Annotated in this window: 25 protein-coding genes; 4 read left to right on the top strand and 21 right to left on the bottom strand. The window is 67.7% G+C overall.

Annotated features, from left to right (window positions below):
* Window positions 1–210: 210 nt before the first annotated feature.
* The 16 genes from FRZ61_RS03905 to coxB all read right to left on the bottom strand — a co-directional run bounded on the left by FRZ61_RS03905 (window position 211) and on the right by coxB (window position 16,102).
* The gene (locus tag FRZ61_RS03905) at window positions 211–810 is read right to left on the bottom strand and encodes a GNAT family N-acetyltransferase (RefSeq protein WP_151115074.1); all 600 of its coding nucleotides are present in this window, start codon (window positions 808–810) and stop codon (window positions 211–213) included.
* A gap of 73 nt (window positions 811–883) precedes the next feature.
* Entirely contained in the window at window positions 884–2,152 is a 1,269-nt protein-coding gene (locus FRZ61_RS03900; RefSeq protein ID WP_151115073.1) for a M16 family metallopeptidase, read from the bottom strand.
* Window positions 2,149–3,555, bottom strand: a complete 1,407-nt coding sequence (gene thrC, locus FRZ61_RS03895) for a threonine synthase (protein ID WP_151115072.1) — start codon at window positions 3,553–3,555, stop codon at window positions 2,149–2,151. Before thrC ends, FRZ61_RS03900 begins: the two co-directional genes overlap by 4 nt.
* 152 nt (window positions 3,556–3,707) lie before the next feature.
* Window positions 3,708–4,196 (bottom strand): hypothetical protein, encoded by a 489-nt coding sequence (locus FRZ61_RS03890; protein WP_151115071.1) that lies wholly within the window; start codon window positions 4,194–4,196, stop codon window positions 3,708–3,710.
* Window positions 4,197–4,340: 144 nt separating this feature from the next.
* A complete protein-coding gene (locus tag FRZ61_RS03885) occupies window positions 4,341–4,973 on the bottom strand; it encodes a hypothetical protein (RefSeq protein ID WP_151115070.1) in 633 nt (210 codons plus the stop codon).
* Window positions 4,974–5,105: 132 nt separating this feature from the next.
* Window positions 5,106–6,734: a choline dehydrogenase gene (locus FRZ61_RS03880; protein ID WP_151115069.1), complete on the bottom strand. Its 1,629-nt coding sequence runs from the start codon at window positions 6,732–6,734 to the stop codon at window positions 5,106–5,108.
* 33 nt (window positions 6,735–6,767) lie between these two features.
* Complete coding sequence (locus FRZ61_RS03875; RefSeq protein WP_151115068.1) at window positions 6,768–7,979, bottom strand: mandelate racemase/muconate lactonizing enzyme family protein; 1,212 nt, start codon at window positions 7,977–7,979, stop codon at window positions 6,768–6,770.
* A gap of 141 nt (window positions 7,980–8,120) precedes the next feature.
* Complete coding sequence (locus tag FRZ61_RS03870) at window positions 8,121–9,650, bottom strand: carboxypeptidase M32 (RefSeq protein ID WP_151115067.1); 1,530 nt, start codon at window positions 9,648–9,650, stop codon at window positions 8,121–8,123.
* A gap of 22 nt (window positions 9,651–9,672) precedes the next feature.
* Window positions 9,673–10,458 carry an SURF1 family protein gene (locus FRZ61_RS03865; RefSeq protein ID WP_151115066.1) on the bottom strand — a complete coding sequence of 262 codons (786 nt, stop codon included), beginning with the start codon at window positions 10,456–10,458 and terminating at the stop codon, window positions 9,673–9,675.
* 46 nt (window positions 10,459–10,504) lie between these two features.
* A complete protein-coding gene (locus FRZ61_RS03860; RefSeq protein WP_151115065.1) occupies window positions 10,505–10,885 on the bottom strand; it encodes a DUF983 domain-containing protein in 381 nt (126 codons plus the stop codon).
* 30 nt (window positions 10,886–10,915) lie between these two features.
* Window positions 10,916–11,746 (bottom strand): cytochrome c oxidase subunit 3, encoded by an 831-nt coding sequence (locus FRZ61_RS03855; RefSeq protein ID WP_151115064.1) that lies wholly within the window; start codon window positions 11,744–11,746, stop codon window positions 10,916–10,918.
* A gap of 54 nt (window positions 11,747–11,800) precedes the next feature.
* Complete coding sequence (locus FRZ61_RS03850) at window positions 11,801–12,409, bottom strand: cytochrome c oxidase assembly protein (RefSeq protein WP_151115063.1); 609 nt, start codon at window positions 12,407–12,409, stop codon at window positions 11,801–11,803.
* A 1-nt stretch (window position 12,410) separates the two neighbouring features.
* Window positions 12,411–12,533, bottom strand: coding sequence for a hypothetical protein (locus FRZ61_RS26775; RefSeq protein ID WP_263641753.1), 123 nt, complete (start codon window positions 12,531–12,533; stop codon window positions 12,411–12,413).
* A gap of 5 nt (window positions 12,534–12,538) precedes the next feature.
* Window positions 12,539–13,513, bottom strand: a complete 975-nt coding sequence (locus tag FRZ61_RS03845; protein ID WP_151115062.1) for a heme o synthase — start codon at window positions 13,511–13,513, stop codon at window positions 12,539–12,541.
* A gap of 98 nt (window positions 13,514–13,611) precedes the next feature.
* The gene (gene ctaD, locus FRZ61_RS03840) at window positions 13,612–15,213 is read right to left on the bottom strand and encodes a cytochrome c oxidase subunit I (protein ID WP_151115061.1); all 1,602 of its coding nucleotides are present in this window, start codon (window positions 15,211–15,213) and stop codon (window positions 13,612–13,614) included.
* A 40-nt stretch (window positions 15,214–15,253) separates the two neighbouring features.
* On the bottom strand, window positions 15,254–16,102 hold the full coding sequence (gene coxB, locus FRZ61_RS03835) for a cytochrome c oxidase subunit II (RefSeq protein ID WP_151115060.1): 849 nt from the start codon (window positions 16,100–16,102) through the stop codon (window positions 15,254–15,256).
* A gap of 436 nt (window positions 16,103–16,538) precedes the next feature.
* Between coxB and tldD the strand changes: the two genes are divergently transcribed.
* Window positions 16,539–17,972 carry a metalloprotease TldD gene (tldD, locus tag FRZ61_RS03830; RefSeq protein WP_151115059.1) on the top strand — a complete coding sequence of 478 codons (1,434 nt, stop codon included), beginning with the start codon at window positions 16,539–16,541 and terminating at the stop codon, window positions 17,970–17,972.
* A 341-nt stretch (window positions 17,973–18,313) separates the two neighbouring features.
* Here the strand turns inward: tldD and FRZ61_RS03825 are convergent, their stop codons facing one another.
* From FRZ61_RS03825 to FRZ61_RS03815, 3 genes are all read right to left on the bottom strand, one after another.
* Window positions 18,314–19,702, bottom strand: a complete 1,389-nt coding sequence (locus FRZ61_RS03825; protein ID WP_151115058.1) for a glutamate--cysteine ligase — start codon at window positions 19,700–19,702, stop codon at window positions 18,314–18,316.
* 39 nt (window positions 19,703–19,741) lie between these two features.
* A complete protein-coding gene (locus FRZ61_RS03820; protein WP_151115057.1) occupies window positions 19,742–20,548 on the bottom strand; it encodes a 16S rRNA (uracil(1498)-N(3))-methyltransferase in 807 nt (268 codons plus the stop codon).
* 213 nt (window positions 20,549–20,761) lie between these two features.
* Window positions 20,762–21,934, bottom strand: a complete 1,173-nt coding sequence (locus FRZ61_RS03815; RefSeq protein ID WP_151114759.1) for an IS481 family transposase — start codon at window positions 21,932–21,934, stop codon at window positions 20,762–20,764.
* A gap of 203 nt (window positions 21,935–22,137) precedes the next feature.
* On the opposite strand from FRZ61_RS03815, the gene ubiA reads away from it, so the two are divergent.
* From ubiA to FRZ61_RS03800, 3 genes are read left to right on the top strand one after another with little or no spacing between them, the layout of a single operon-like run.
* Window positions 22,138–23,076 carry a 4-hydroxybenzoate octaprenyltransferase gene (ubiA, locus tag FRZ61_RS03810; protein ID WP_151115056.1) on the top strand — a complete coding sequence of 313 codons (939 nt, stop codon included), beginning with the start codon at window positions 22,138–22,140 and terminating at the stop codon, window positions 23,074–23,076.
* Between the two features lie 23 nt (window positions 23,077–23,099).
* Window positions 23,100–23,786, top strand: coding sequence for a class I SAM-dependent methyltransferase (locus FRZ61_RS03805; RefSeq protein WP_151115055.1), 687 nt, complete (start codon window positions 23,100–23,102; stop codon window positions 23,784–23,786).
* Between the two features lie 11 nt (window positions 23,787–23,797).
* Window positions 23,798–24,556 carry an MOSC domain-containing protein gene (locus FRZ61_RS03800; RefSeq protein WP_151115054.1) on the top strand — a complete coding sequence of 253 codons (759 nt, stop codon included), beginning with the start codon at window positions 23,798–23,800 and terminating at the stop codon, window positions 24,554–24,556.
* Here the strand turns inward: FRZ61_RS03800 and FRZ61_RS03795 are convergent.
* Window positions 24,537–24,800: a SemiSWEET family sugar transporter gene (locus FRZ61_RS03795; protein ID WP_151115053.1), complete on the bottom strand. Its 264-nt coding sequence runs from the start codon at window positions 24,798–24,800 to the stop codon at window positions 24,537–24,539. The genes FRZ61_RS03800 and FRZ61_RS03795 overlap by 20 nt on opposite strands.
* Window positions 24,801–24,909: 109 nt before the next feature.
* Entirely contained in the window at window positions 24,910–25,683 is a 774-nt protein-coding gene (locus FRZ61_RS03790; protein WP_151115052.1) for a hypothetical protein, read from the bottom strand.
* Between the last annotated feature and the right edge of the window lie 23 nt (window positions 25,684–25,706).

The following is a 25,706-nucleotide window of genomic DNA, read 5'->3' as shown; positions in this document are numbered from 1 at the left end:
TCGTCTCTGTCTTTCCTCGCCTTCACGAAGTGAGGGAGAGGGATGCGTAGAGTTAGTCGGAGCGAAGCGGAGACTTACTCGGAGCTGGGCGAGGGTGCTGCTGCAAGAAAGGGCCCACCTCTCCCAGCTTCGGGTAAGCGCAAGCTTCGCTTGCACTAACCCTTCGCATCCCTCTCCCCCCGCTCACGCGGGCGGAGAGGAAGAGAATCGCTACACCCGCCGCCGCCAGTTGTCGCCCGCGAGCAGGCCGAACAGCAGGTGGTCCTGCCAGCGGCCGTCGATGCGCAGATATTCGCGCGCGCGGCCTTCCTCCCTGAAGCCCAGCTTGAGCAGGAGCCCGCGGCTCGCCTCGTTGTGGGGCAGGCAGGCGGCTTCGATGCGATGCAGGCCGAGCTCGCCGAAGCCGTAGGAGACGACGCAGCCGAGCGCGTCGCTCATATAGCCATGGCGCGCGTGGGGCGCTCCGATCCAGTAGCCGAGGCTGCCGGTCTGGGCCACGCCGCGGCGGATCTGGCCCAGCGTGATGCCGCCCAGAAGCGCGTCATCCTCGCGCCGGAAGATCAGGAAGCTGTAGCTCTGGTCGGTGCGCCATTCCTCGCCCGCATATTTGACGCGGCGCAGGAAGGTGCCGCGGCTATGCGCCTCCGCGGTCCAGGTCGGCTCCCATCGCACCAGGAACTCGCGCGAGGCCTCGCGCAGCGCGCGCCAGGGCGCGTAATCGACCCGCGCCGGCGGCCGCAGATAGACAAGCCGTCCCTCGAGCCGGGCACCATAGCCCGATGGCAAAAGGGCGCGACGACCCCACAGCATCGCCCGTTCCCCTTCCCCCGTCGGTCTCTGCCCGGTCCAGCCGATTCTCTGGGGGGACTCTAGCGCGCCGCTTCTAGGCCGCGAAAGCCTCGGCGACATGCCGGGGGCTCGGCAGCTTGCCGACCGGCCCCAGCGCCGCCAGGGTGGGGGGGCTCGCCGCCAGCCGGCGCGCGAAACGGGCGAGGCCCTCGCGGTCCACTGCCTCGATGCGCTGCAGGAGCTCGGCCGTCGCCAGCGGCCTGCCATAGGCTTGGAGCTGTTGCGCCAGGGTCTCGGCCCGGGCGCCGCTGCTCTCGCGCGCCATCAGCAGGTCGGCGCGGATCTGGGCCTTGGCGCGGCGGATCTCCTCCTCGGTCAGGTCCGCGGGCAGACGCCGCAGCTCCTCGGCGATGATCGGCAGCACCTCGCCCGCCTCCTCCTCGCCGGTGCCGGCATAGACGGCGAAGAGCCCGTCATCCTCGTAGGGCGAGGCGAAGGAATAGATCGAATAGACCAGGCCGCGATTCTCGCGCACCTCCTGGAACAGGCGCGAGGACATGCCGCCGCCATAGAGGGTCGAGAGCACGGATTGCAGGTAGTAGTCCTCGTGCAGATAGCCCACGCCCTCGAAGCCCAGCACCAGATGCACCTGCTCGAGATCGCGCTCGGCGCGGATGTCGCCGCCGACATAGCGCGCCGCCGCCGCCGTCGCGGGACGGCCCTGCGGCAGGTCGGTGAAGAGCGTCTTGGCGCGCTCGACCAGCTGCTCGTGATCGACCCGTCCCGCCGCCGCCAGCACCAGCCGCTCTGGTCCGTAGCTGCCGCGCAGATAGCCCTGCAGGTCGCCGCGATTGAGCCGTTTCACCGTTTCCTCGGTGCCCAGCACCGGGCGGCCCAGCGGCTGCTCGGGATAGGCCGCGGCCTGGAAGTGATCGAACACGATGTCGTCGGGCGTGTCCTCGGCCTGGCCGATCTCCTGCAGGATCACAGTGCGCTCGCGCTCGAGCTCGCCCGGATCGAAGGTCGAGTGCTGCAGGATGTCGGCGAGGATATCGAGGCCCAGCGGCAGATCGTCGGCGAGCAGCTTGGCGTAATAGGCCGTGCGCTCGCGCGTGGTATAGGCGTTGATCGAGCCGCCGACCGATTCCACCTCGACCGCGATGTCCTTGGCGCTGCGCCGCTCCGTGCCCTTGAAGGCCATGTGCTCCAGCATGTGCGAGACGCCGTTGAGCTCGGCCGGCTCGTGGCGCGTGCCCACCGCGCTCCAGACGCCCAGCGACACGGTCTCGACGCTGGTCATGGGATCGGAGGCGATGGTGAAGCCGTTCTCGAGCTTCGTGATCCGAACGCCGCTCTCGCTCATGCGTGCACCTCTTCGGCCAGGCGTTGCTTGATATGGGCCTCGATCGCGTTCAGATCGTTGGGCAGGCGTTCCAGCCGCTCCGGCCGCGTCATCAGGTCGGCCAGGGCCGGCGGCAGGGCCGGCTCGATGCCGGTGGCGCGCTTGACCGCCTCCGCGAACTTGGCCGGATGCGCGGTGGCCAAAGCCACGACCGGCGTATCGCCCGCCTTGGCGGCCTCGGCCGCGGCGGCGATGCCGATGGCGCTGTGCGGGTCGATCAGCTCGCCGGTCAGGCGATGGAGCCGGCCGATCTCGGCCAGCGTGCCTTCGTCCGACAGCCGGAAGCCCTGGAACCATTCGAGCGCCGCCTTGTGGCGCGCCGGCGACAGGCTCATCGACTTGCCCTTGCGGAAGCCCTCCATCTCGGCGGCGAGCGCCTTGCCGTCGCGGCCATAGAGATCGAACAGCAGCCGCTCGAGATTGCTCGAGACCTGAATGTCCATCGAGGGGCTGAGGCTCGGCTCGACGCCGTGGATCTCCATCGTTCCCGTCTCGAACAGGCGCGTCAGGATGTCGTTGCGGTTGGAGGCCACCACGAATTTCTCGATCGGCAGCCCCATCTGGCGTGCGACATAGCCGGCATAGACATTGCCGAAATTGCCCGTGGGCACGGCGAAGCGGAGCGCACGGTCGGGCGCTCCCAGCTCGAGGCCGGCGCGGACGTAGTAGACGATCTGGGCCATGATGCGGGCCCAGTTGATCGAGTTGACCGCGCCGAGCTTGTAGGTCTCGCGAAACGCCCGGTCGTTGAACATCGCCTTGACGAGATCCTGGCAATCGTCGAACGAGCCCTGGACCGCGAGGTTATGGACGTTCTTCGAAGGCACCGTCGTCATCTGCCGGCGCTGCACCGGCGAGACGCGACCCTCGGGATGGAGGATGAAGATCTCGATGCTCTTGCGATCGCGGCAGGCCTCGATCGCGGCCGAGCCGGTGTCGCCCGAGGTGGCACCGACGATGGTGACGCGCGCATTGTGCGAGGCCAGCACATGATCGTAGAGCCGGCCGACGAGCTGCAGCGCCAGGTCCTTGAAGGCGAGCGTGGGCCCGTGGAACAGCTCCATCGACCAGAGCCGCTCGCCCAGCTGCTTCATCGGCACGATCGCCGGATGATCGAAGGTGCCGTAGGCGTCGCGCACCATGCGCTCGAAGGCGGGGAGCGGCACCGCGTCGCCGAGGAAGGGCGCCATCACGCGCACCGCGAGATCGGCATAGGAGAGCCCGCGCCAGCGCCGCATCTCGGCGGCCGAGATCTGCGGCCAGCTCTCCGGCACGTAGAGCCCGCCATCGCTGGCGAGGCCCGCCAGCAGGACCTCGTCGAAAGACAGCATGGGGGCGGCGCCGCGGGTCGAGATATAGCGCAAGAGCGGGATTCCTGGATCGAAAGGGAGACGCCCAGACCGAGGAGAGGCCTCTGCGGGCGGCCCGGTCCTGCCGTCTGAGTGGGGTTCGTCGGCTACCCTATCGCCGCCCCGGCCATGGCCGCAAGCACACAGGGTCTGCCAATTTTATGTATTTATTTCAATGTGTTAAATGTTGACACCGAAGCACCGGAAACAATCCGGCTCGGATCAGGCCGCCCCATCCAGAGCAGGCCGGCGGCAAGCAGAAGGTAGCTGCACGCCACAAGGCCGAGACTCCCGGCCCGCACCTCCTCTGCGGAATCAACAGCATCATGAGCAAACCCGTGAAGCAGCAACCAGAGGCAACCTGCGGCGAAGAGGCCCGAGAGTATGAGAACAGCGATGAGCGAGGCGCGGGGCCATCTTCCATAGATTGCGAACTCAAACTTGTCGCGATCACTTTCCGGGTTCCACAGCAGGAAAGGCGCGCCGATGCGATTGTTCTGCCGTAGCCGCAACAGCACCCAGATGCGCGGCCACTGGAGAACGAGAACAAGAACCACGGCAGCCGCCAGCAATGCGGCGGGGCTCTTCGTTAGCGCGGTTAACGAGACCCCGAGTGCGGGCGTGGCTACCAGGGCAAACCAATAGGGACGAAGCACCCACCTCCTCTATCGCGGCTTTTTGGCCAGCCGTCACGATATAGGGCCACACAAAGCGATTGGGCGTTCCGAATACGTAGGTGGAATCGCGCAGGGGCTTGAACTCGGACTCGAGCAACATGCCGCGCCAGAAAGAACGAAAGCTCATACCTGACCGGCGTTCCGACTGTGAGCCAGATGCCAGAGCCTGAGCGTTATCAGCAGACAGAGCGTCGCGACGATGCCCGCGACCAGCATCAGGGTCTGCAGCCCGAGCGCGAAGGCGATCAGGAACACGGCCACCGCCAAGACCGACATCGTGCCCAGGGCAAAGATCAGCGCGGCGCGAGCGCCGTTCGACAAGCCGGGGCGCATCGCGCTCGGAATCTCCGAGCCGATTCGCGCCCTCAGGTCACGTAATTCTCCGGGCGAGAGCTCGGTGTCGCTGGTCGCGGCGCGGGAGAGCGTCGAACGGCGAACATAGGAACGAGCGACGAGCGTCCCAGCGACGATCAGGAGGCCCAGCAGAAACGCAAAGCCGCGAATGCCGCCGTCACCGAGGAATCCCCAGGCCGGACGGATTGCGAGAACGACCAGGGCGGCGATCATCACCGGCGCGCCCAGCCCGAAGGCGAGCGCCTTGCCGATGAGCTCGGACTGCTCCAGGCGCGCGAAGAACGATTCCTTGAGCCGGAAACCGGAAGCGCGCTCGACGAGCGACGGGAACCAGTCCCAGTCGCCATCGTCGCGTCGGCGCACCCACAATCCGGCGCGCTGCTCCCAGCGATCGGTTGCCATGGCCCCCTGTCCGGCAAAAGCGCCTGGCTGGAAGGCTAGCGGATGACCCGCACCGCTGCTATCGCAGATTGCAGTCCTACCCGACCGGATCGGTGGTGTTGACGGGGATGTGAAGGAGAGGGGTCGAAGTGCTTAGGAGGCCGGGTTTGCCGGCGCGCCCCGGATCATGTCGGCCGCCTTCTCCGCGATCATGATGGTCGAGGCGTTGGTGTTGCCGCTGACAATCGAGGGCATGATCGAGGCGTCGACCACGCGCAGGCCCCGGAGCCCGTGAACACGACAGGCCGGATCCACCACCGCGGTCGGGTCCGAATCCGGACCCATCTTGCAGGTGCTGACCGGGTGATAGCCGGTATCGACGGTCTTGCGCAGATAGGCGTCGATCTCGGCATCGCTGCTGACGTTCTCGCCCGGAAAGAGCTCGCCGCCGCGATAGGGGCCGAGCGCCGGGCGCTCATGGATATCGCGGATGAGGCGCACGGCGGTGCGCATCGCGGCACGGTCCTCGGGCGTCTGCAGGTAGTTGAAGAGGATGCGCGGCGGCGTGCGCGGGTTGGCGTCGGCGAGCTTGAGCCAGCCGCGGCTGGTCGGGCGCAACAGGTCGCAATGGGTCTGGAATCCGTCGAAGGGCATGCTGTCGAAGCTCTGGTTCGCATCGACCGAAGTCGCCATGGCCAGGAACATGAGCTCGAGATCCGGATGCTCCACATGCGATCCGGAGCGCACGAAGCCGCCCGTCTCGTAGTGGTTGGTGGCGCCGTCCCCGTCACGGAACAGGAACCAGCGCAGGCCGATCTTGGCCTTTCCGGCGAGCGAGAGCTTGCGGTAGAGCGTGACCGGCTGGGTGCAGCGCTGCTTGACGATGACATCGACATGGTCGTGCAGGTTCTGCCCGACGCCGGGACGGTCGGCGACGACGGGAATGCCGATCTCGCGCAAATGCTCCACCGGCCCCACGCCCGAAAGCAGCAGGAGCTGGGGCGAGTTGAAGGCGCCGCCGCTGAGGATGATCTCGCGGCTGGCGCTGATCCGTTGCGAACGGCCCTCGACCGAGACCTCGACGGCGACGGCGCGGTCGCCCTCGAACCGGATCGCGGTGGTCAGCGCGCGCGTCATGACCGCGAGATTGGGACGGTGGCGGACCGGGTGGAGATAGGCGCTGGCCGTGCTCCAGCGCCGGCCACGGTGGGTGGTGCGGCCGATCGGCCCCACCCCCTCCTGCTCGGCGCCGTTGATATCGGGGTTGTAGGGATAGCCCGCCTGGACCGCGGCCTCGATCCAGGCCTTGCTGAGCGGGTTGGTGATCACGCCCTCGGTCACGTTGAGCGGGCCGGAATCGCCGCGATACTCGTCCCCGCCGCCGCTGTAGGTTTCCGCCTTGCGGAAATAGGGCAGCACATCGTCGTAGCTCCAGCCGCGGCAGCCGGACTGGGCCCAGCGGTCGAAATCGCGGCGGTGGCCGCGCACATACATCATGCCGTTGATCGAGGAGGAGCCGCCGATCACCTTGCCGCGCGGATGATCCATCCGGCGTCCGTCGAGGAACGGCTCGGGCTCGGTCTGGTAGGCCCAGTTGTAGGTCTTGTTCTGCAGCGCCCAGGCGAGCGAGGCCGGCATCTGGAGATGCCAGTCGCGGTCGCCCGGTCCGGCCTCGATCAGGAGGACGCGCGCGGTCTCGTCGGCCGAGAGCCGGTTGGCGAGCACGCAGCCGGCCGAGCCGGCACCGACGATGATGTAGTCGTAGCCTCGTGAATTCGACAAAGCCCCTTCCCCCTTCTCGACGCCCTTATCGGCTCACGCCACCGTGTAGCGCCGCGCGACCTCCCAATCGACCTCGACACCGAGACCGGGCTTCACCGGCAGCGGAATGCGGCCGTCCTGCAGCACGAGCTCCTCATGCGCCAGCTCGCGGCGCAGCCGCTCATGGCAGAGCTGGGCCGGCAGATATTCGATGAAGGCGCAATGCGGGGTGACGAAGGCCAGATGCGCCGTGGCCGAGATCGAGACTCCCGTCTTCCAGCAATGGGGCACGATGATCCGGCCGCGCTCGGCCGCCATGTCGCAGACGATCCTGGCCTCGCCGATGCCGCCGCAGCGCCCGACATCGGGCTGCGCCACCTGCACCTTGCCGATATCCATGAGCTCGCGGAACTCGTGGCGCGTGGCGAGCCATTCGCCGAAGGCGATCTTCATCGGCGCCTTCTCCACGAGCTTCGCCATCTCCTCGACATTATCGGACCAGACCGGCGTTTCGAGGAAATAGAGATCGAACTCGGCCCAGTCCTTCACCACCGAGAGGCAGGTCGCCGCGTCGTCCCAGAGATATTGCACATCGACCATGAGCGCGATCTCAGGGCCAATCGCCTTGCGCACGGCCGCCACCACCTCGGCATGGCGGTCGTAGCTCTCGTGCATGCCGCCATGGGCATAGGGCCCGTTCATGGTGACTTCGCTCTTGACCGCCTTGAAGCCCAGCGCCTTGGCCTTGAGCGCCGATTCCACCAGCGCGTCGCGATATTCCTCGAAGCGGTGGCCCGCCGGCTGCAGCGAGGCATAGGGCGTGATGTGGTCGCGGGGGCGGCCGCCCAGGAGCGCATGGACCGGCTTGCCCAGCGCCTTGCCGCAGAGATCCCAGAGCGCCATGTCGACGGCGCTCATGGCATGGAGCACCACGCCGCGACGCCCGTTCATCGCCGTGCCGAGATAGAGCTTCTGCCAGATGGCGCCGATCTCGAAGGGATCGCTGCCGATCAGCATCTCCTTGATCGAGAGCCCCATGGTGTGGGTGCCGGGCGCCTCGATGCAGGTCTTGCACATCCAGGGATTGGCGTCGCACTCGCCGATGCCGGTGACGCCGCCATCGGTATGGATCGCGACCAGCAGGCTGTCCTGGGCCGAGGAGGTGAAGCGCGGATCGTAGTCGGGCGCCAGCAGCACCCGGCATTCGATCCCGGTGATCTTGAGCCTGGGCGCGGGCCCGGCGATCTGCGGCGATATCGTCAGCATGACGTCTCGGTCTTGGCGGGAGGAAAACGAAACGGGCGGGGCCCGGACCAGGGAGGCCCGGACGGAACGGCAGCGTAACGAAGTCGCAACGCGCCGGCCATCCCGGATCGCGGTCCGGCATTCCGGACGCGCCGGGACCGCCTATGCCTGATGCAGGTAACGCCGCTCGAGATGGCGCTTGAAGACGCCGGCATCGAGCGGCCGGCCGGTGGCCCGGGTCAGGATCTCGCTCGCCGGCAGCGAGGAGGCGAGGCCATGCACATGCGTGCGCAGCCAACCCAGCAGCGGCTTGAAGTCGCCATGGCCGAGACGCGCGGGGATCTCCGGATCGGCGCGGCCCGCCGCGTCGAAGAGCTGGGCCGCGGTCATGGCCCCCAGCGTATAGGTCGGGAAATAGCCGAAGGCGCCGTCATACCAGTGGATGTCCTGGAGGCAGCCTTCGCGATCCGACGGCGGGCGGATGCCGAGCAGTGATTCCATGCCCTCGTTCCAGGCGGCCGGCAGGTCGGCGATCTCCATGCGGCCTTCGATCAAGGCGCGCTCGAGGCGGTAGCGCAGGATCACATGCGAGGGATAGGTCACCTCGTCGGCATCGACGCGGATGAAGCCCGGCTTCACGCGCCAATAGAGCGCCAGCAGGTTCTCCGCCGTGAAGGCCGGATCGTCGTGACCGAAGGCCTCGGCCAGGAGCGGCGCCAGATGGGCGAGGAAGGGCTTCGAGCGGCAGGCCTGCATCTCCATCAGCAGGGACTGGCTCTCGTGGATTCCCATGCCGCGCGCCTGCCCCACCGGCTGGTAGCGCCAGGGCTGCGGCAGGCCGCGCTCATAGAGGGCATGGCCCGTCTCGTGCAGCACGCCCATGAGCGCCGAGGCGAAATCGCTCTCGTCATAGCGCGTGGTGATGCGCACATCGTCGGGCGTGCCGCCGCAGAAGGGATGGAGGCTGGTGTCGAGCCTGCCATGGTCGAAATCGAAGCCGACCGTGGCCATCAGCCGCTCGCCCAGCGCCTTCTGCCGCGCGGTCGGGAACGGACCCTTGGCCGCCAGCGGCGCCGGGCGGCGCATCTGGGCCTCCAGCGCCTTCGCGCGCAATTCGGGAAGGAAGCCGGCCAGGTCGTCGAAGACGGCGTCGATCGACGCGGTCTTGCCGCCGGGCTCGTATTCGTCGAGCAGCGCCTCATAGAGGCCGCCGCCCAGCCGCGCGGCCTTGGCCGCCGCCGCCTCGCGCACGAGCGCCAGCAGCTCGCCCAGCGCCGGCGCCACCTTGGCGAAATCGGAGGCGGGCCGCGCCTCGCGCCAGATCCCCTCGCAGCGGCTCGACGCGCGCGACAGGGCCTCGACCAGCCGCGGCTCGAGGGCCGTGGCATGGATCCATTGCCGGCGCATCTCATGCAGGTTGGAGGCGGCCCAGGGATCGAGCTCCTCGCGCCGGCTCTCGGCCTCGCCCAAGAGCCCGGCCATGGCGGGATCGGCCAGGATCTCGTGGCAGACGAGGCGGAGCTGCGCCAGCTGCTCGGCGCGGGTTTCGGCGCCGCCAGGCGGCATCATCGCCGCCATGTCCCAATGCAGCATGCCGGCCGCCTCGTTGAGGGCCGCCAGGCGATGGAAGCGCCCTTCGAGCAGCTTGTAGGGGCGCAGGCCCGCGGCGGTCTCGTTGTGGGTGGCGGTCATGGCTGCCTCGAGGGGATTTGCGTCAGCGGGCGGGCCTGCTCCCGGCGGGAGGGCTCGCGGCGCTCCGGCCCGCATTCTCCTCTTCCGGCTTCTTCCAGTGATAGAGGAACCAGATCACGGCGAGGATGACGGCGAAGCTGAACCAGGTGATCGCATATTGCAGATGATCGTTGGGGAGCTCGGTGCGGCTCTGCCCGCCGATCGGGAAGCCGCCGGGATTGGGCGCCGGCCCCGCCTCGAGGAAGAAGGGCGCCACCTGGTCGGGGCCCAGCCCGACATAGGCCGTCATCGCCGGCAGGTCGACCCAGAACCAGAGATTGTCCTTGGGCTGGTTGTCGGGCTCGAGCCAGGTCTTGGCGCGCTGCAGGCGCAGCAGCCCGTCGATCGCGATCTCGCCCTCGACCTGCCCCTCGGCGCGCTTGGCGGGATCCTTGCGCTCGAGCGGGATCCAGCCGCGATCGACCAGGAGCGTACGCCCGTCGTCGAGCTTGAAGGGCGTCACCACGTGATAGCCGGGATTGCCGTTCATCGAGCGCGCGGCGAGATACATCTCGTGCGCATGGTCGAAGCGGCCCAAGGCCTTGGCATGGCGGAAATCGAGCCCGGCCAGATCGCCGCCCGGCCCCGGGATGTCGATCGCTTCTGCCGTCGAGCGCTCATGGCGCTCGGCGATCAGCCCCTCCTTCCAGGCCAGGCGCTGCAGCTGCCAGACGCCGAGCGCGACCAGGATCACGAACACGATGCCGGCGGCGACGGTGGCACCGGGCTTGGGACGGAACAGGCGACCGGCGTAGAACGGCTCGCTCATGGGATCAGCACTCCGGAAAAGGGCTCGGCGGCGCGCAGGAGGGCGCTCAGCCGAGGCGGCCGCCACCTTCGCCCGCCTTATGCCGGTATTGCAATGCGACCATAATGCCCTTGAAGGGGCGCATCAGCAGCAGCGAGCCGATCAGGACCAGCGGCCCCCACAGCACCATATGGACCCAGTAGGGCGGCGAGAACCAGGCCTCGGTCAGGAGCGCCAGCAGCACGACGAGCGCGCCCATGAAGAGGATGATGAAGACCGCCGGCCCGTCGCCGGCATCCTCGCCGCCGAGATCGAGGCCGCAGACCGGGCAGGTTTCCGCGATCTTGAGGAATCCCGAAAAGATTCGGCCCCGCCCGCAGCGTGGACAGCGGCAGGCGAGGCCGGTCTTGAAGGGCGAAAGGCGCGGGTAGAAACCGCCCGCGCTCATCCGCGGATCCGAAGCGTCGTCAACCGGTGCTCAGTGGACCGCATATGGACCGCCGCCGCCGCCCCAGAGATAGACGCAGATGAAGAGGAACAGCCACACCACGTCGACGAAATGCCAGTACCAGGCAGCCGCCTCGAAGCCGAAATGATGGTCCGGCTTGAAGTCGCCGCGATAGGCGCGGAACCAGCAGACGATCAGGAAGATCGTGCCGACGATGACATGGAAGCCGTGGAAGCCGGTCGCCATGAAGAAGGTCGAGGGATAGATGCCTTCGCGGAAGCCGAAGGCGGCATGGCTGTATTCGTAGGCCTGCACGCCGGTGAAGCAGAGGCCCAGGAAGACGGTGAGACCCAGCCCCTGCAGCAGGCCCTGGCGGTCGCCCTCGCGCAGCGCGTGATGCGCCCAGGTCACGGTGACGCCCGAGGTCAGCAGGATCAGCGTGTTGAGGAGCGGCAGCGAGAGCGGATCGAAGGGCAGGACGCCCTTGGGCGGCCAGACCCCGCCAGTCGCCTCCTTCGGGAACAGCGAGGAATCGAAGAAGGCCCAGAAGAAGGCCGCGAAGAACATCACCTCGGAGGCGATGAAGAGCAGCATGCCGTAGCGCAGGCCGATCTGGACCACCGGCGAATGATGGCCCTGGTAGGTGGCCTCCCGCACCACGTCGCGGAACCAGAAGAACATGGTGGCCAGCACCATGAGGAATCCCACCGGCAGCAGCCAGGCCGTGACGCCGTGCATGAAGAGCACGCCGCCCACGGCCAGCACGCCGGCGGCGAGGGCTCCCACCACCGGCCAGGGGCTGGGATCGACCAGATGGTAAGGATGATTTGGCTTGTGCGAGGCGGCGTGGCTCGTGGTCATGTTTCGGATTTCCCTGCTCGGCCCTTCATGTGGTTCGCCCATCCCCGTGGGCGGTCAATTGAGTGAGGTGCTGCTCGCGCCGTTGTTCGAGGCTTGCGGCGTGCCGCCGGCCTGATCCTTGGCGCGGAAGAACGTGTAGGACAGCGTGATGGTCTTGAAGTCGCGGCCGTCCGGATCCTTGAGGATCGACGGATCGACGAAGAAGCGCACCGGCATCTCGACCGACTGGCCCGGCTCCAGCGTCTGCTCGGTGAAGCAGAAGCACTCGATCTTGTCGAAGTAGGGACCGACCTGGAACGGCGTCACGTTGAAGGTCGCGGTGCCGGTGACGCGCTGGCTCGAATGATTGACGGCGCGGAAATAGATCGTCTGCGGCACACCGATCTGCACCCTCACCTGGCGCTGCACCGGGTAGAAGCTCCAGGGAATGTCGCCATTGACGTCGGCGTTGAAGCGCACGGTGACGAGCGGGAAGGTCTTGCCCTCGGCCGCGATCGCGTCGGCCTTGGCCTGCGTCGCCACCTGGGTCGTGCCGCCGAGGCCCGTCACGCGGCAGACCAGGTTGTAGATCGACACCGAGTTCGAGACGAGCACCACCATCGCGCCCAGGACGAGACACAGGCCCAGAACGACCCACCGGTTGCGGTGACGCAAGGATGCCATGTCAGTGGCCTCCCATGCGCAGGATCGACACGACGTAGACGAGCACGACGAAGCCCAGCAGCGCCGCGAACACCGCCCAGTTGCGGGCGCGCTGGCGCCGCTTGGTTTCGTCGTCGCGTTCCACGGCGCTCACCCCGCCCACCTTTCGAGGAGGGGCAGCAGCCCCGGCGCCCGGTCGATCATCATCGCGGTGAACATCAGGAAGAGATAGAGGATGGAGAAGGCGAACATGCGCCGGGCGGCGCGCCCACCCCCTTCCCGCTCGTCCCGGTCGAACCAGACCCAGACGGCGAAGCCGAGGAAGGCCAGGCCCAGCACCGAGGCGGCCACGGCATAGAGAACGCCCGAGACACCGAGCCACCAGGGCACCAGGCCCAGCGGCAGCAGGATCACGGTATAGAGCAGCATCTGCAGCTTGGTGGCGCGGTCGCCCGCCACCACCGGCAGCATCGGCACGCCGGCCTTCTCGTAGTCGCCGCGCCGGAACAGCGCCAGCGCCCAGAAATGCGGCGGCGTCCACATGAAGATCAGCGCGAAGAGCGCGATCGAGGCGAGGCTGACATCGCCCGTGACGGCGGCCCAGCCGATCATCGGCGGAAAGGCGCCGGCGGCCCCGCCGATCACGATGTTCTGCGGCGTGCGGCGCTTGAGCCATATCGTGTAGACGAAGACATAGAAGAGATTGGCGATGGCGAGGAGCGCCGCCGCGACCCAGTTGAGGGCCAGCGCCATCAGCATGACCGAGCCCAGCGAGAGCACGATGCCGAAAGCCACCGCTTCCTCGGGCTTGACCTTGCCGGTCGGGATCGGCCGCGCGCAGGTCCGGCGCATGACGGCGTCGATGTCGCGGTCGTACCACATGTTGATGGCGCCGGCCGCACCCGCCGCCACCGCGATGCAGAGCACGGCCACCGCCGCCAGCACCGGGTGGATATGGCCCGGCGCCAGCACGAGGCCGGCGAAGCCGCTGAAGACAACGAGCGACATGACGCGCGGCTTGAGCAGCGCCACATAGTCGGAGACGCGCGCGCCGGCATCGAACGCCGCCGCTGCCTGCGGGGCACCCTTCACGCCTGTCCCGATTCCGATGCTGGCATCGCTCATGCCGGCTCTAGCCTCGTCTCAAACCTGGTCTCGTCCCGAATCCCGGTGCCGGTGCGGCGGAAGGGGCCCGGAGATATTCCTCCAGGCCCCTGCCCGTCCTAGCGGATCCGCGGCAGCTCTTCGAAGGTATGGAAGGGCGGCGGCGAAGAGACCGTCCATTCCAGCGTCGTGGCGCCCTCGCCCCAGTAGTTCTCGCCCACCTTGCGGCCGGCGACGAGCGTATAGATCGCGCCGACCACGAAGAGGAGGGTCGCGGCGTAGGAGATGTAGGAACCGATCGAGGCCACGTGGTTCCAGCCGGCGAACGCGTCCGGATAGTCGATATAGCGGCGCGGCATGCCGGCCAGACCCAGGAAATGCATCGGGAAGAAGGTCAGGTTCACGCCGATGAAGGTCAGCCAGAAATGCAGCTTGCCGAGCCATTCGGGATACTGCCGGCCCGACATCTTGCCGATCCAGTAGTAGTAGCCGGCGAAGATCGCGAACACGGCGCCCAGCGACAGCACGTAGTGGAAGTGGGCCACGACGTAATAAGTGTCGTGCATGGCGATATCGATGCCCTCGTTCGCCAGCACCACGCCGGTCACGCCGCCGATGGTGAAGAGGAAGATGAAGCCGACCGCGAACAGCATGGGCGTGGTGAAGCGGATCGAGCCGCCCCACATGGTCGCGATCCAGGAGAAGATCTTCACGCCGGTCGGAACCGCGATCACCATCGTCGCCGCGGTGAAGTAGGCGCGGGTATCGACATCGAGACCGACCACATACATGTGGTGCGCCCAGACCACGAAGCCGACCACGCCGATCGCGACCATGGCGTAGGCCATACCGAGATAGCCGAACACCGGCTTGCGCGAGAAGGTCGAGATGATCTGGCTGATCATGCCGAAGCCCGGCAGGATCAGGATGTACACCTCGGGATGGCCGAAGAACCAGAACAGGTGCTGGAACAGGATCGGATCGCCGCCGCCGGCCGGATCGAAGAAGGTGGTGCCGAAATTGCGGTCGGTCAGCAGCATCGTGATGGCGCCGCCCAGCACCGGCAGCGACAGCAGCAGCAGGAAGGCCGTCACCAGCACCGACCAGACGAAGAGCGGCATCTTGTGCAGCGTCATGCCCGGCGCGCGCATGTTGAAGATGGTGGTGATGAAGTTGATGGCGCCCAGGATCGAGGAGGCGCCGGCCAGGTGCAGCGAGAAGATCGCGAGATCGACCGCGGGTCCGGGATGGCCCAGCGCGCTCGAGAGCGGCGGATAGATCGTCCATCCGGTGCCGGCACCGCCGACGAAGGCCGAGCTCAGCAGCAGGCCGAAGGAGGGGATCAGCAGCCAGAAGCTGATGTTGTTCATGCGCGGGAACGCCATGTCGGGCGCCCCGATCATCAGCGGCACGAACCAGTTGCCGAAGCCGCCGATCATGGCCGGCATCACCACGAAGAACACCATGATGAGGCCGTGGGCGGTGACCAGCACGGCCCAGAGATGGCCGTCCGGCTCGCCGTTGTTCAGCAGATACTGGACGCCCGGCTCCTGCAGCTCGAGGCGCATGATCACCGACACCAGGCCGCCGATCAGGCCGGCCACCACGGCGAACACCAGGTACATGGTCCCGATGTCCTTGTGGTTGGTCGAGAAGAGGTAGCGCGCGATCCCGGTCGGATGATGGCCGTGGTCCGCGGCGTGCGAAGAAGCGCTGCTCATGGTCGTCTATTTCCTCTCTCTCAAATGATCCCGGTCCGCCTCAGTTGGCGGCCGGCGCCGGCGCCGCGGCCGCGACATCGATCGCGGGCGTGTCGATCCTGGCGAACTTCTTCTGGGCCTCGGCGACCCACTCCTGGTACTTCTCCTTCGACACCACATCGACCGTGATCGGCATGAAGGCGTGATTGGTGCCGCAGAGCTCGGAGCACTGGCCGTAATAGGTGCCCTCCTGGGTGACCTCGGTCCAGGTCTCGTTGACCCGGCCGGGCTCGCCGTCGAGCTTCACCCCGAAGGCCGGGACCGCGAAGGAGTGGATCACGTCGGCGGCGGTGATCAGGATGCGGATCTTGGTGTTGACCGGGATCACCAGATGGTTGTCGGCCTCGAGCAGGCGGGGCTGGCCGGGTTTCAGGTCCTTGTCGGCCACCATCAGCGAATCGAAGGTGAAGTTGCCGTTGTCCGGATATTCGTAGGACCAGTACCACTGATGGCCGATCGCCTTGATGGTCATGTCGGGGTTCTGGGTCCGGTCGGCGGCATAGATCAGCTTGAAGGAGGGAATCGCGATCGCCACCAGGATCATCACCGGCACGACCGTCCAGATCACCTCGATCACGGTGTTGTGGGAGGTCTTGGAGGGGACCGGGTTGGCGCGCGCGTTGAAGCGGACGATCACGATCAGCAGCAGCAGCAGGACGAAGGCGCTGATGCAGGCGATGATGATCAGCAGGGCGTGGTGGAACGAGTGGATCTGTTCCGCGATCGGGGACACCGCCGGCTGGAAGGTCATTTCCCAGTCCTTGGGCCCGTTTTCCGCATAGGCGGCGGGAACCAGCGTGACGAGCGCCGCGAGCGCCCCCCAAAGCATCGACAAAGCCTTCAGACGCATTGCGCGATTTCCTCTTATGGCCGGCGCCTTCCTCTCCACTGGGGCGGCCTGGCCAAAAGGCCGAAAAGGACTGCCGTCCCAAGGCCTCCAGCGACCGCCCATCCCTTGCGCCGGCAGGCGGGGAAGCTACACCCCTATCCGAGGCTTCTCAAGCCTTTGGGGCGGTTTGGGGCCCGGCGGCGCGCGGGATTCGAGCCGGCCGCAGGACCCTTTGCGGTCGCGCGTCAGAAATGCGACGTTCTGTCGCGCAAAGACCGGTCGAGGGTGAGCGGTCGAACCTGTCACGGGATTCAGGGAGCGGGTCGGCCGCTCGGGCTGACAGCGGGCGCCCGAGGCCCTATATGCCGGAGAGTGGCGATGGAGACCCCGATTCGGGCGCGCGCCCTCTCATCGCCGACAGCATCGCGTGACGTGTAAGGAGTCCCCAAGGACCGCCATGGCCGACCTCAGCAAGACGGACGAACTCTTTTTCTCCCGCACCGGTCTCGACCGCAGCCGCGTCGAGAGCAGCGTGGCCGACGCCCTCAAGGGCGCCGATGACGGCGAGCTCTTCCTCGAATACAGCCAGTCGGAGGCGCTTGCCTTCGACGACGGGCGGCTGAAGAGCGCGTCCTACGACACGACCCAGGGCTTCGGGCTCAGGGCCATCGCGGGGGAGCGCGCGGGCTACGCCCATGCGAGCGAGCTCTCGGAGGCGGCGATCAAGCGGGCGGGCGAGACGGTGAAGACCGTCCATCGCGGCTATGGCGGGACCATGGCGCTCCCGCCCCAGGGCACCAACCGCTCGCTCTATGGCGATACGAACCCGCTGATCGAGGTGCCCTTCGAGGAGAAGGTGAAGCTCCTGGCCGAGATCGACGCCTATGCCAGGGCCAAGGATCCGCGCGTGCGCCAGGTGATGGCCTCGCTCACGGGCAGTTGGCAGGCGGTGCAGATCATCCGCGGCGACGGGCAGCGTTTGGCCGACATCCGGCCGCTGGTGCGGCTCAACATCGCCGTGGTGGTGGGCGAAGGCGAGCGCATGGAGACCGGCAGCTTCGGCACCGGCGGGCGCGAAGCCTATGGCCGCTTCATCCGCGAGCAGAACTGGCAGGAGGGCGTGGACGAGGCGCTGCGCCAGGCGCTGGTCAATCTGGGCTCGGTGTCGGCGCCGGCCGGCGAGATGGAGGTCGTGCTGGGGCCGGGCTGGCCCGGCGTCATGCTGCACGAGGCCGTGGGCCACGGGCTCGAGGGCGACTTCAACCGCAAGAAAACCTCGACCTTCGCCGGGCTCCTGGGTCAGCGCGTGGCCTCGCCCGGCGTCACCATCGTCGATGACGGCACGATCCAGGACCGGCGCGGCTCGCTCACCATCGACGACGAGGGCACGCCCTCGCAATACAACGTGCTGATCGAGGACGGCATCCTCAAAGGCTATATGCAGGACCGCCAGAACGCGCGGCTCATGGGCATGAAGCCCACGGGCAACGGGCGCCGGCAGAGCTTCGCCCATATCCCCATGCCGCGCATGACCAACACCTACATGCTGGCGGGCAAGCACGACCCCAAGGAGATCCTCGCCTCGGTGAAGAAGGGCCTCTATGCGGTCAATTTCGGCGGCGGCCAGGTCGATATCACCTCGGGCAAGTTCGTCTTCTCCTGCACCGAGGCCTACCTGATCGAGGACGGCAAGGTGGGCCCCGCGGTCAAGGGCGCCACCCTCATCGGCAACGGCCCGGAATCGATGCGGAAGGTGAGCATGATCGGCAACGACCTGAAGCTCGACGGCGGCATCGGCACCTGCGGCAAGGACGGCCAGGGCGTGCCCGTCGGCGTCGGCCAGCCCACGCTCAAGATCGACGCCATGACGGTGGGCGGCACGGCGCATTGAGCCCCGGGCCGGCGGTTGCCCGCCCCGACTCTCGCCATGATTCCGGGCCCTTAGGCGGCTTGTTAAGGTTTGATTAAGCATCCCGCCGCCTAATGGGCGGCACGTCCGGCCTCCCAAGCCCGGACGGCCCACCAAACGAAAGGGCCGCGGTTCCCTGCCGCGGCCCTTTTTTCGTCCCCCCACTCGTCATCCCCGCGAAAGCGGGGAGGTGGATTCACACTCCAAGTGCAACACCCTAATCTGGTGTTGCACTTCGTTTGAAAACTCAGCGGATCCAACTCTACGCAGCGTCGCAAGCTGAAGGATGGATCCCCGCTTTCGCGGGGATGACGTTGGAGGGGTCACTCCGCCGGCACGGGACCCTTCCAGTAGGCGTATTCGCGGAAGATCGGGTCGACCGAGCCTTTCCAGGGGCCGTGATAGGCGTCGAGCTTGAGCTGGGCGGGCGTCTTGCCGCTGTCGATGATCTCGGTCAGCGCGTTGAGGAAATGGCTCTCGTCCTGGCCCGTGGAATCGAGCCGCTTGCGGCGCGACAGGCCGGCGCGGGAGAGCGCCACCATCTCGCGCGCGACCTCGCGCAGGGAGCGGCCCTTGACCTTGGCGTCGAGCGCGATCTTCGGCGCGTCGGCGCGCATCGCGTCGCGATCCTCGGCGCTCCAGTTCTTGACCAGGTCCCAGGCGGCATCGAGCGCCTGATCGTCATAGAGGAGACCCACCCAGAGCGCCGGCAGCGCGCAGATGCGGTCCCAGGGCCCGCTGTCGGCGCCGCGCATCTCGAGGAAGCGCTTGAGCCGAACTTCCGGGAAGGCCGTGGTCAGGTGATCCATGAAATCGCCCATGCCCGGGATCTCGCCCGGCAGGGCCGGCAGCCTGCCTTGCAGGAAATCGCGGAAGGACTGCCCGGCCGCGTCGATATAGCGGCCGTCGCGATAGACGAAATACATCGGCACATCGAGCATGTAGTCGACATAGCGCTCGAAGCCGAAGCCCTCTTCGAAGGCGAAAGGCAGCGTGCCGCAGCGATCGGGATCGGTGTCGGTCCAGACATGGCTGCGGAAGGACTGGAAGCCGTTGGGCTTGCCCTCGGTGAAGGGCGAATCGGCGAAGAGCGCGGTCGCGACCGGCTGCAGCGCCAGGCCGACCCGCATCTTCTTCACCATGTCGGCTTCGGAGCCGTAATCGAGATTGACCTGCACGGTGCAGGTCCGGAGCATCATGTCGAGGCCGAGCTTGCCTTTGCGCTTCATCTGGTCGCGCATGATCTTGTAGCGGCCCTTCGGCATCCAGCTCACGTCTTCGCGCTTCCATTTGGGCTGGAAGCCCATGCCCAGCATGCCGAGGCCGAGCTCGTCGCAGACCTCGCGCACTTGATTCAAGTGGGTACAGGTCTCGCGACAGGTCTCGTGGATCGATTCGAGCGGCGCGCCCGACAGCTCGAACTGCCCGCCGGGCTCGAGCGTGATGTTGCATTTGCCGAGCGTCAGCGCGATCGCATTGCCGTCTTCCTCGATCGGCTTCCAGCCGAAGCGGGTCAGGCCCTTCAGCAGCGCCTTGACGCCGGCCGGCCCCTCATAGGGCAGCGGGCGCAGGTCGCGCTGGTTGAAGCCGAACTTCTCGTGCTCGGTCCCGATGCGCCATTGCTCGCGCGGTTTCGAGCCCTGCGCGATGTACTCGATCATTTGGCGCTTGGAGGTGATGGGCTCGCCGCGCGTGGTGGGAGGCGCCGACATAGGGGCGTGAACGCTCCGTGCTTGAATGGGTCATGATCTCTAACGCGACGGCGGGCGGTCTCGTCCATCCCCGACGAGGGCCTGCCAGCAGGCCAGGGCCGCGATCGCCGCCGTGTCGGCCCGCAAGATCCGAGGCCCCAGACCGACCGGCGTAACAAAGGGGAGTTTCCCGAGCGCGTCAAGTTCCGATGGCGTGAAACCGCCCTCGGGGCCCGTCATGATAGCCCAGCTTTCATTACGGTTTCTCACATCGCGACCGCGCGTGAGTTCTGCTAACGCATCAACCAGCGGGCGAGCCGGCCCCGCTTCGGCGCAAAGCAGAAGACGGCGCTTCTGCGGCCATGTTTGCAGCATCTTATCGAGCGATTGCGGCTCGCGAATGACAGGCACTGTCAGCCGCTCGGTCTGCTCGGCCGCTTCCTTCGCATGGGCCGCGAGGCGATCGAGATTGACGCGCGTCATGACGGTGCGCTGCGTGAAGACGGGCAGGAGCGCCGTGACCCCGAGCTCGGTCGCCTTCTCCGCCAGGATGTCGATGCGCTGGCGCTTGATCGGCGCGAAGACCAGCCAGAGATCGGGCTCGGCTTTCTGCGCCCGCGTCTGCTCGCGCAAAGCCAGCCGCGTCGCGCGCTTGGAGAGGCCGAGGATCTCCGCCGACCATTCGCCATCGCGCCCGTTGAAGAGCCCGACCCGGTCGCCGGCCTCGAGCCGCAGCACATGGCGCAGATAATGCGTGGCCTCCTCGTCGAGCTCGATCTCGGCATCCGCGGCGAGCGCCGGCGCGACGAAGAGCCGCGTGACCTGGCCAGGCTCGCGCTCCTCGTCCCGATTTCGGCTTCGATTCATGCACTCCCCCCATGATGTCCTGGTTTGAAATCCCGCCGCTTTCTTCACCCCCTTCCCTTGCGGGAGCAGGGCGATCGCATAGGGGCCACACTCGAATCCCCTCCCCCGTCTTCGGGGGAGGGCAGGGAGGGGGATGACTCGGTCTGCGATCTCGTCAAGGTGCGAAGCGGCCGATACCGAGCAGCCCCCTCCCTACCCTCCCCCAAAAGTTGTTCAGACCGGGGACATCGAGGACACCCGTTCGGGGACATCGAGGACAGTATGAGTGATGTGCTGTCGCAGGTCGACCTGCGACAGCACGTGGCTTCGGTAGCAGAGATCGAAGACACCGTCGGTGGTAGTGGCGCGCAACGCCAGGCGCCGACCGACGAAGGCCTTCGAGCAGTTGATCTGACGGCCCTTGAAGCTGATCCAGCCGGTGTCGTGCACCTTGCGGAGCTGGGCCTGGGGCTCGTATTCGGGCGGGTCGATCCGCTCGGGCATGGGCCGGGGGCTCATCCGGTAGCGCGAGGCCGGGGGTTCCAGGCCGAGGGCCTCGTGCGGACGCTTGGCGTTGTAGACCTCGCGCCAGTGGTCGAAGGCGGCCTGGGCGCCGGCCAGGTCCTGGAGCGGCCATCTGTCCAGCAGTTCGGCCTTCAGCGTGCGGTGGAAGCGCTCGTCCTTGCCCTGGGTCTGAGGGTGGTAGGGCCGGCCATGGCAGACGCCCACGCCCAGATCCATGAGCCAGACGGTGAGCCGGGTGTGGCGCTCCGGGCCTGCTGTGCCCCAGGGTGCACCGTTGTCGGCCAGCAGGCGCAGCGGCAGGCCGTAGCGGCGGAACACCCCGGTGAGACGCTCGCGCACGGTCGTCTCTCGTTCGTCGCCGCAGGCGCCGATCGCCAGCGCATAGCGGGAGTGGTCGTCCAGCACGGTGAGCGGGTGGCAGCGACCGGTCCCCAAGGCGAAGTGGCCCTTGAAGTCCATCTGCCAGAGATCGTTGGGCGCTTCGTGCTCGAAGCGCACCCAGTCCCTGGCCTCGCCGGCGCCAGGCCCATCCAGCTTGCCGTGCCGGCGCAAGATCGCCGTCACCGTCGAGGCGGCCGGCGCGTCCCGGCCCTCGCGCTGCAGCACCTTGCGGATCTTCCGCCCACCCCACGCCGGGTGCTCCGCGCGCACCGCCAGCACCTCGGCCTCCAGCTCGCCCGGCGTCCGGCCAGGGCTCGACCGCGGCCGGCGCGAACGCTCCTGGAGCCCAGGCGCTCCCTCCGCCTCGAAGCGCCTCAGCCACTTGTAACCGTCCGACCGGCTTACGCCAAAGCGACGGCACAGCTCGCTGAAATTGCACCCCGGCGCTTGCGCCAGACGGACAAATTCCACTCGACGATCCAAGGCAGACCCCCACGGCATCCAGGTTCCCCTTCTCCGACCTCAGTCGGATCAGGGTGTCCTCGATGTCCCCGAACACCTGTCCTCGATGTCCCCGGTCTGTACAAAAGTTGGGGGAGGGGATTTTACTCGTCTTCGCCAAAGACGATCGCCATTTCGGACTGAGGCGTCACCCCTTCCCCGCGTCGCTTGAGCCCGCGGCCCAAGGCCGTCAAGATTAGCCCATGCCGAGCGAACCTCACACCGCCCCGCCTCAGGCCGGACCTTTCACCGACATCCATCGGGGCAACTGGGTCGATCGCCTGCTGCCCGCGTCCGTGGCGCCCTATGCGCGGCTCGCCCGGCTCGACCGGCCGATCGGCACCTGGCTGCTGCTCTTTCCCGGCTGGTGGTCGTTGGCGCTCGCCTCCCCGGCCAAGCCCGATCTCTGGTTGATGGCGCTCTTCGCGGTGGGGGCGCTCCTCATGCGGGGCGCCGGTTGCACCGTCAACGACATCGTCGATCGCGAGTTCGACGCCAAGGTCGCGCGCACCGCGACCCGGCCGATCCCGAGCGGCGCGGTCAGCGTGCACAACGCCGTCATCTTCCTGGGCCTGCAGCTCCTGCTGGCCCTGATCGTGCTGCTGCAGCTCGACCGCTTCGCGATCGCCCTCGGCGTCGCCTCGCTGGCGCTGGTCGCGACCTACCCCTTCATGAAGCGCATCACCTATTGGCCGCAGGCCTTCCTCGGCCTCACCTTCAATTGGGGTGCGCTCCTCGGCTGGGCGGCCGCGACCGGCTCGCTCGCCTGGCCGCCGGTCCTGCTCTATGCCGGCGGCATCGCCTGGACGCTCTTCTACGACACGATCTATGCGCATCAGGACAAGGAGGACGATGCGCTGATCGGCGTGAAATCGACCGCGCTCAAGCTGGGATCCGCGACGCGGCCCTGGCTGATCCTGTTCGGCACCGTCACCGTGCTGCTGTGGGCGCTGGCCTTCGTCGGTGCCGGCCTCGGCTGGCCCGCCTATGTCGGGCTCGCCGCCGCGGCGCTGTTCCTCGCCGACCAGGTCCGGCGCACCGACCTCGACGATCCCGCCGACTGCAGGGCGAAGTTCAACGCGCATCGCTGGCTCGGCTGGATGCTGCTCGCGGGCATCCTGCTCAGTCCCTGGCTCGGCTGAGAGCGAGGCGGCTGCCGCACGCGATGACCGAGCCGCCGCCCATTGTCTTCAAGCGAGCTGCCGCCGCCGATCCCGAGGCCTTCATCCGCTGCGAGACCGCGATCGCCAGCCCGCCGCTGGTGCCGGAGATCCGGCTCCATCTCGCGACCGAGATCACGCCGATCTGGCAGGCGACCGAGGCGACGCTCGCGCATGAAGGCCTGCCGCCGCCCTACTGGGCCTTCGCCTGGCCCGGCGGCCAGGCGCTGGCGCGCACGATCCTGGACGATCCCGCGATCGTGCGGGGCAAGCGCGTGCTCGATTTCGCCGCCGGCTCCGGCCTCGTCGCCATCGCCGCCGCCAAGGCGGGCGCCCAGTCGGTCACGGCCGCCGAGATCGACGATTTCGCCGCAGCCGCGATCGCACTCAATGCGGCGCTCAACGGCGTGCATGTGCCGGTCACGCTCGAGGACCAGGTGGGCCAGGCGGGCCCCTGGGACCTCGTGCTGGCGGGCGATGTCTGCTATGAGCGGCCGATGGCGGAGCGCGTCACGGCCTGGCTGCGCGGGCTGGTCGCGCGGGGCGCGCAGGTGCTGATGGGCGATCCGGGCCGCAGCTACCTGCCTAAGAATGGCCTGGAGCTGGTGACGCGCCACAAGGTGCCGACCTCGCTCGAGCTCGAGGACCGCACCGAGCGCGAGACGGCGATCTGGCGGCTGCTGGCGGAGTGAAAGGACAGAGAATGACGGAACAGGTGATCGGCCGCGTGGCGGGGCTCTGGCGCTATCCGGTGCAGTCGATGCAGGGCGAGCCGCTGTCGGTGGCGACGCTGACCGAGACCGGCATCCCCGGCGACCGGCTCTGGGGCGTGCTCAATCCGGCCGAGAACAAGACCGCGGCGGCCGCGCGCGGCAAGACGCCCTGGCGCAACCTGATCCAGTGGCAGGCGCGGCTCAAGCGCGAGCCCTCGGCCGCCGAGCCGCTGCCGCCCGTCATGATCCGCCTGCCCGACGGGGGAACGATCGATAGCGAGGCGGCCGACCGCGACACGCTCATCTCGGCCGCGATCGGCGCCGAGACCCGGCTCGTCGCGCACACAGCAGAGAACCAGACCTACGGCTATGCGCCGCTGCATCTCCTCACCAGCGCCAGCCTGAAGGCCTTCACGCGCCACTACCCTTCCGGCCGCTTCGTGGCGCAGCGCTTCCGCCCCAACATCCTGATCGATTGCGGCGAGACGGAAGGCTTCATCGAGCAGGACTGGATCGGCGCGGCGCTCTTCCTCGGCGAGAGCCGGCTCGAGGTGCATGAACATTGCGACCGCTGCATCCTGACCACCTTGCCGCAGGGCGACCTGCCGCTCGATCCCGGCATCCTCAAGACGACGTCGGAGATCAACGGGAGGCGGGCGGGCGTCTATGCGAAGGTGACGGTGCCGGGCCGCGTGCGGGTCGGCGACGAGCTGCGGCTGGTGGCGCCGGTCAGCCGTAGCGCAGCTTGAACCAGCCGATCCAGGTGACCAGCGTGAGCGAGGTGCCGTTGGCGAAGATCAGCGCCGGGCTGCCCAAGAGGATGCCGTAGGTCAGCCAGAGGAAGGTGCCCAGCGCCATCAGGCTGAACATCAGGAGCGAGATGTCGTGGGTCGAGCGCGAGCGCCAGACCTTCATGGCCTGGGGCAGATAGGACACCGTGGTGAGCGAGCCCGCCACCAGCCCCAACCCCTCGATCCAGCCGCTGCTTTGCATGATGTGTTGGTTCGACTCGGGGCGCCCTGCCCGCCCTTGAAGCGGCCCAGGCTTTAGGCCGCTCCCGGTCTCCGGGTCAAGCGGCCGCGTGGGCCCTCATTCTCGCCGATCATCCTTGAAGAATCGTGACGCCGGGATGGGCGAAGGGCAGCGCCGTCTCGCGGATCAGCAGGGTCAGGCGGCGGCGCAACGCCTCGTCCCCGATGGCGCCGCAGATGAAATCCTCGAGGCTGCGCTCGTCCCGGGCGCGCCGGCGCACGTGATCGAGCGCCTCGGCCACGGTCGCGGCCGGATGCGGCCGTCCTTCGGCCTCGAGCGCGGCCAGCCCCAGCGGCTGTCCTTCATGCGCCATGAAGCCGAAGGGGCTCACATAGGCGGTCACGCTGTCGAGCGAGCGGATGCCGCCCGGCCCCGGCTGCTCGAGCGCCAGCCTGATGCCGTCGAGCCGGACATAGCGGTAATTGCCGCCCGTGGTCTCGGTCCGGTGCATGGCCTCGAGCTGGGTCGGATCGAGCCAGGTCACGGCGAGGCGCACGCGCATCCCCGGCACCCTCCGCAGATTGGCGGGAATGGCGCCATAGCCCGTCACATGCGCCGCGAAGACCACGTCATGGTCCTCGAGCCAGGCGCACGTCACGGGGATGCGCTGCGGACCCCGACCTGGATCGAACCTGGCCGGATCGAACTTGCGCGCGAGCTGCTCGGGCGACCGGTTGGAGCCGATGGCCAGCACCGGCAGGCGGTCGCGATAGTCGACCGCGTCCGGCCAGGGCAGCGCCCTCCCGTTCTCGAAGAGATAAGAGTGCGCCGGGATCGGGAAGGGATACCCCATCGCGAGCGCGAGCCGTGCCGCGCGATCGGCCGGCAGGCTCCAGGCGCTCATGGGCCTGCTCTCACGGGGATCCG

It is taken from the genome of Hypericibacter adhaerens, from assembly GCF_008728835.1.
Classification (GTDB): Bacteria; Pseudomonadota; Alphaproteobacteria; order Dongiales; family Dongiaceae; genus Hypericibacter; species Hypericibacter adhaerens.
Note: the sequence above shows the minus strand (reverse complement) of the source record. Positions and strands in the feature narration are given on the sequence as shown.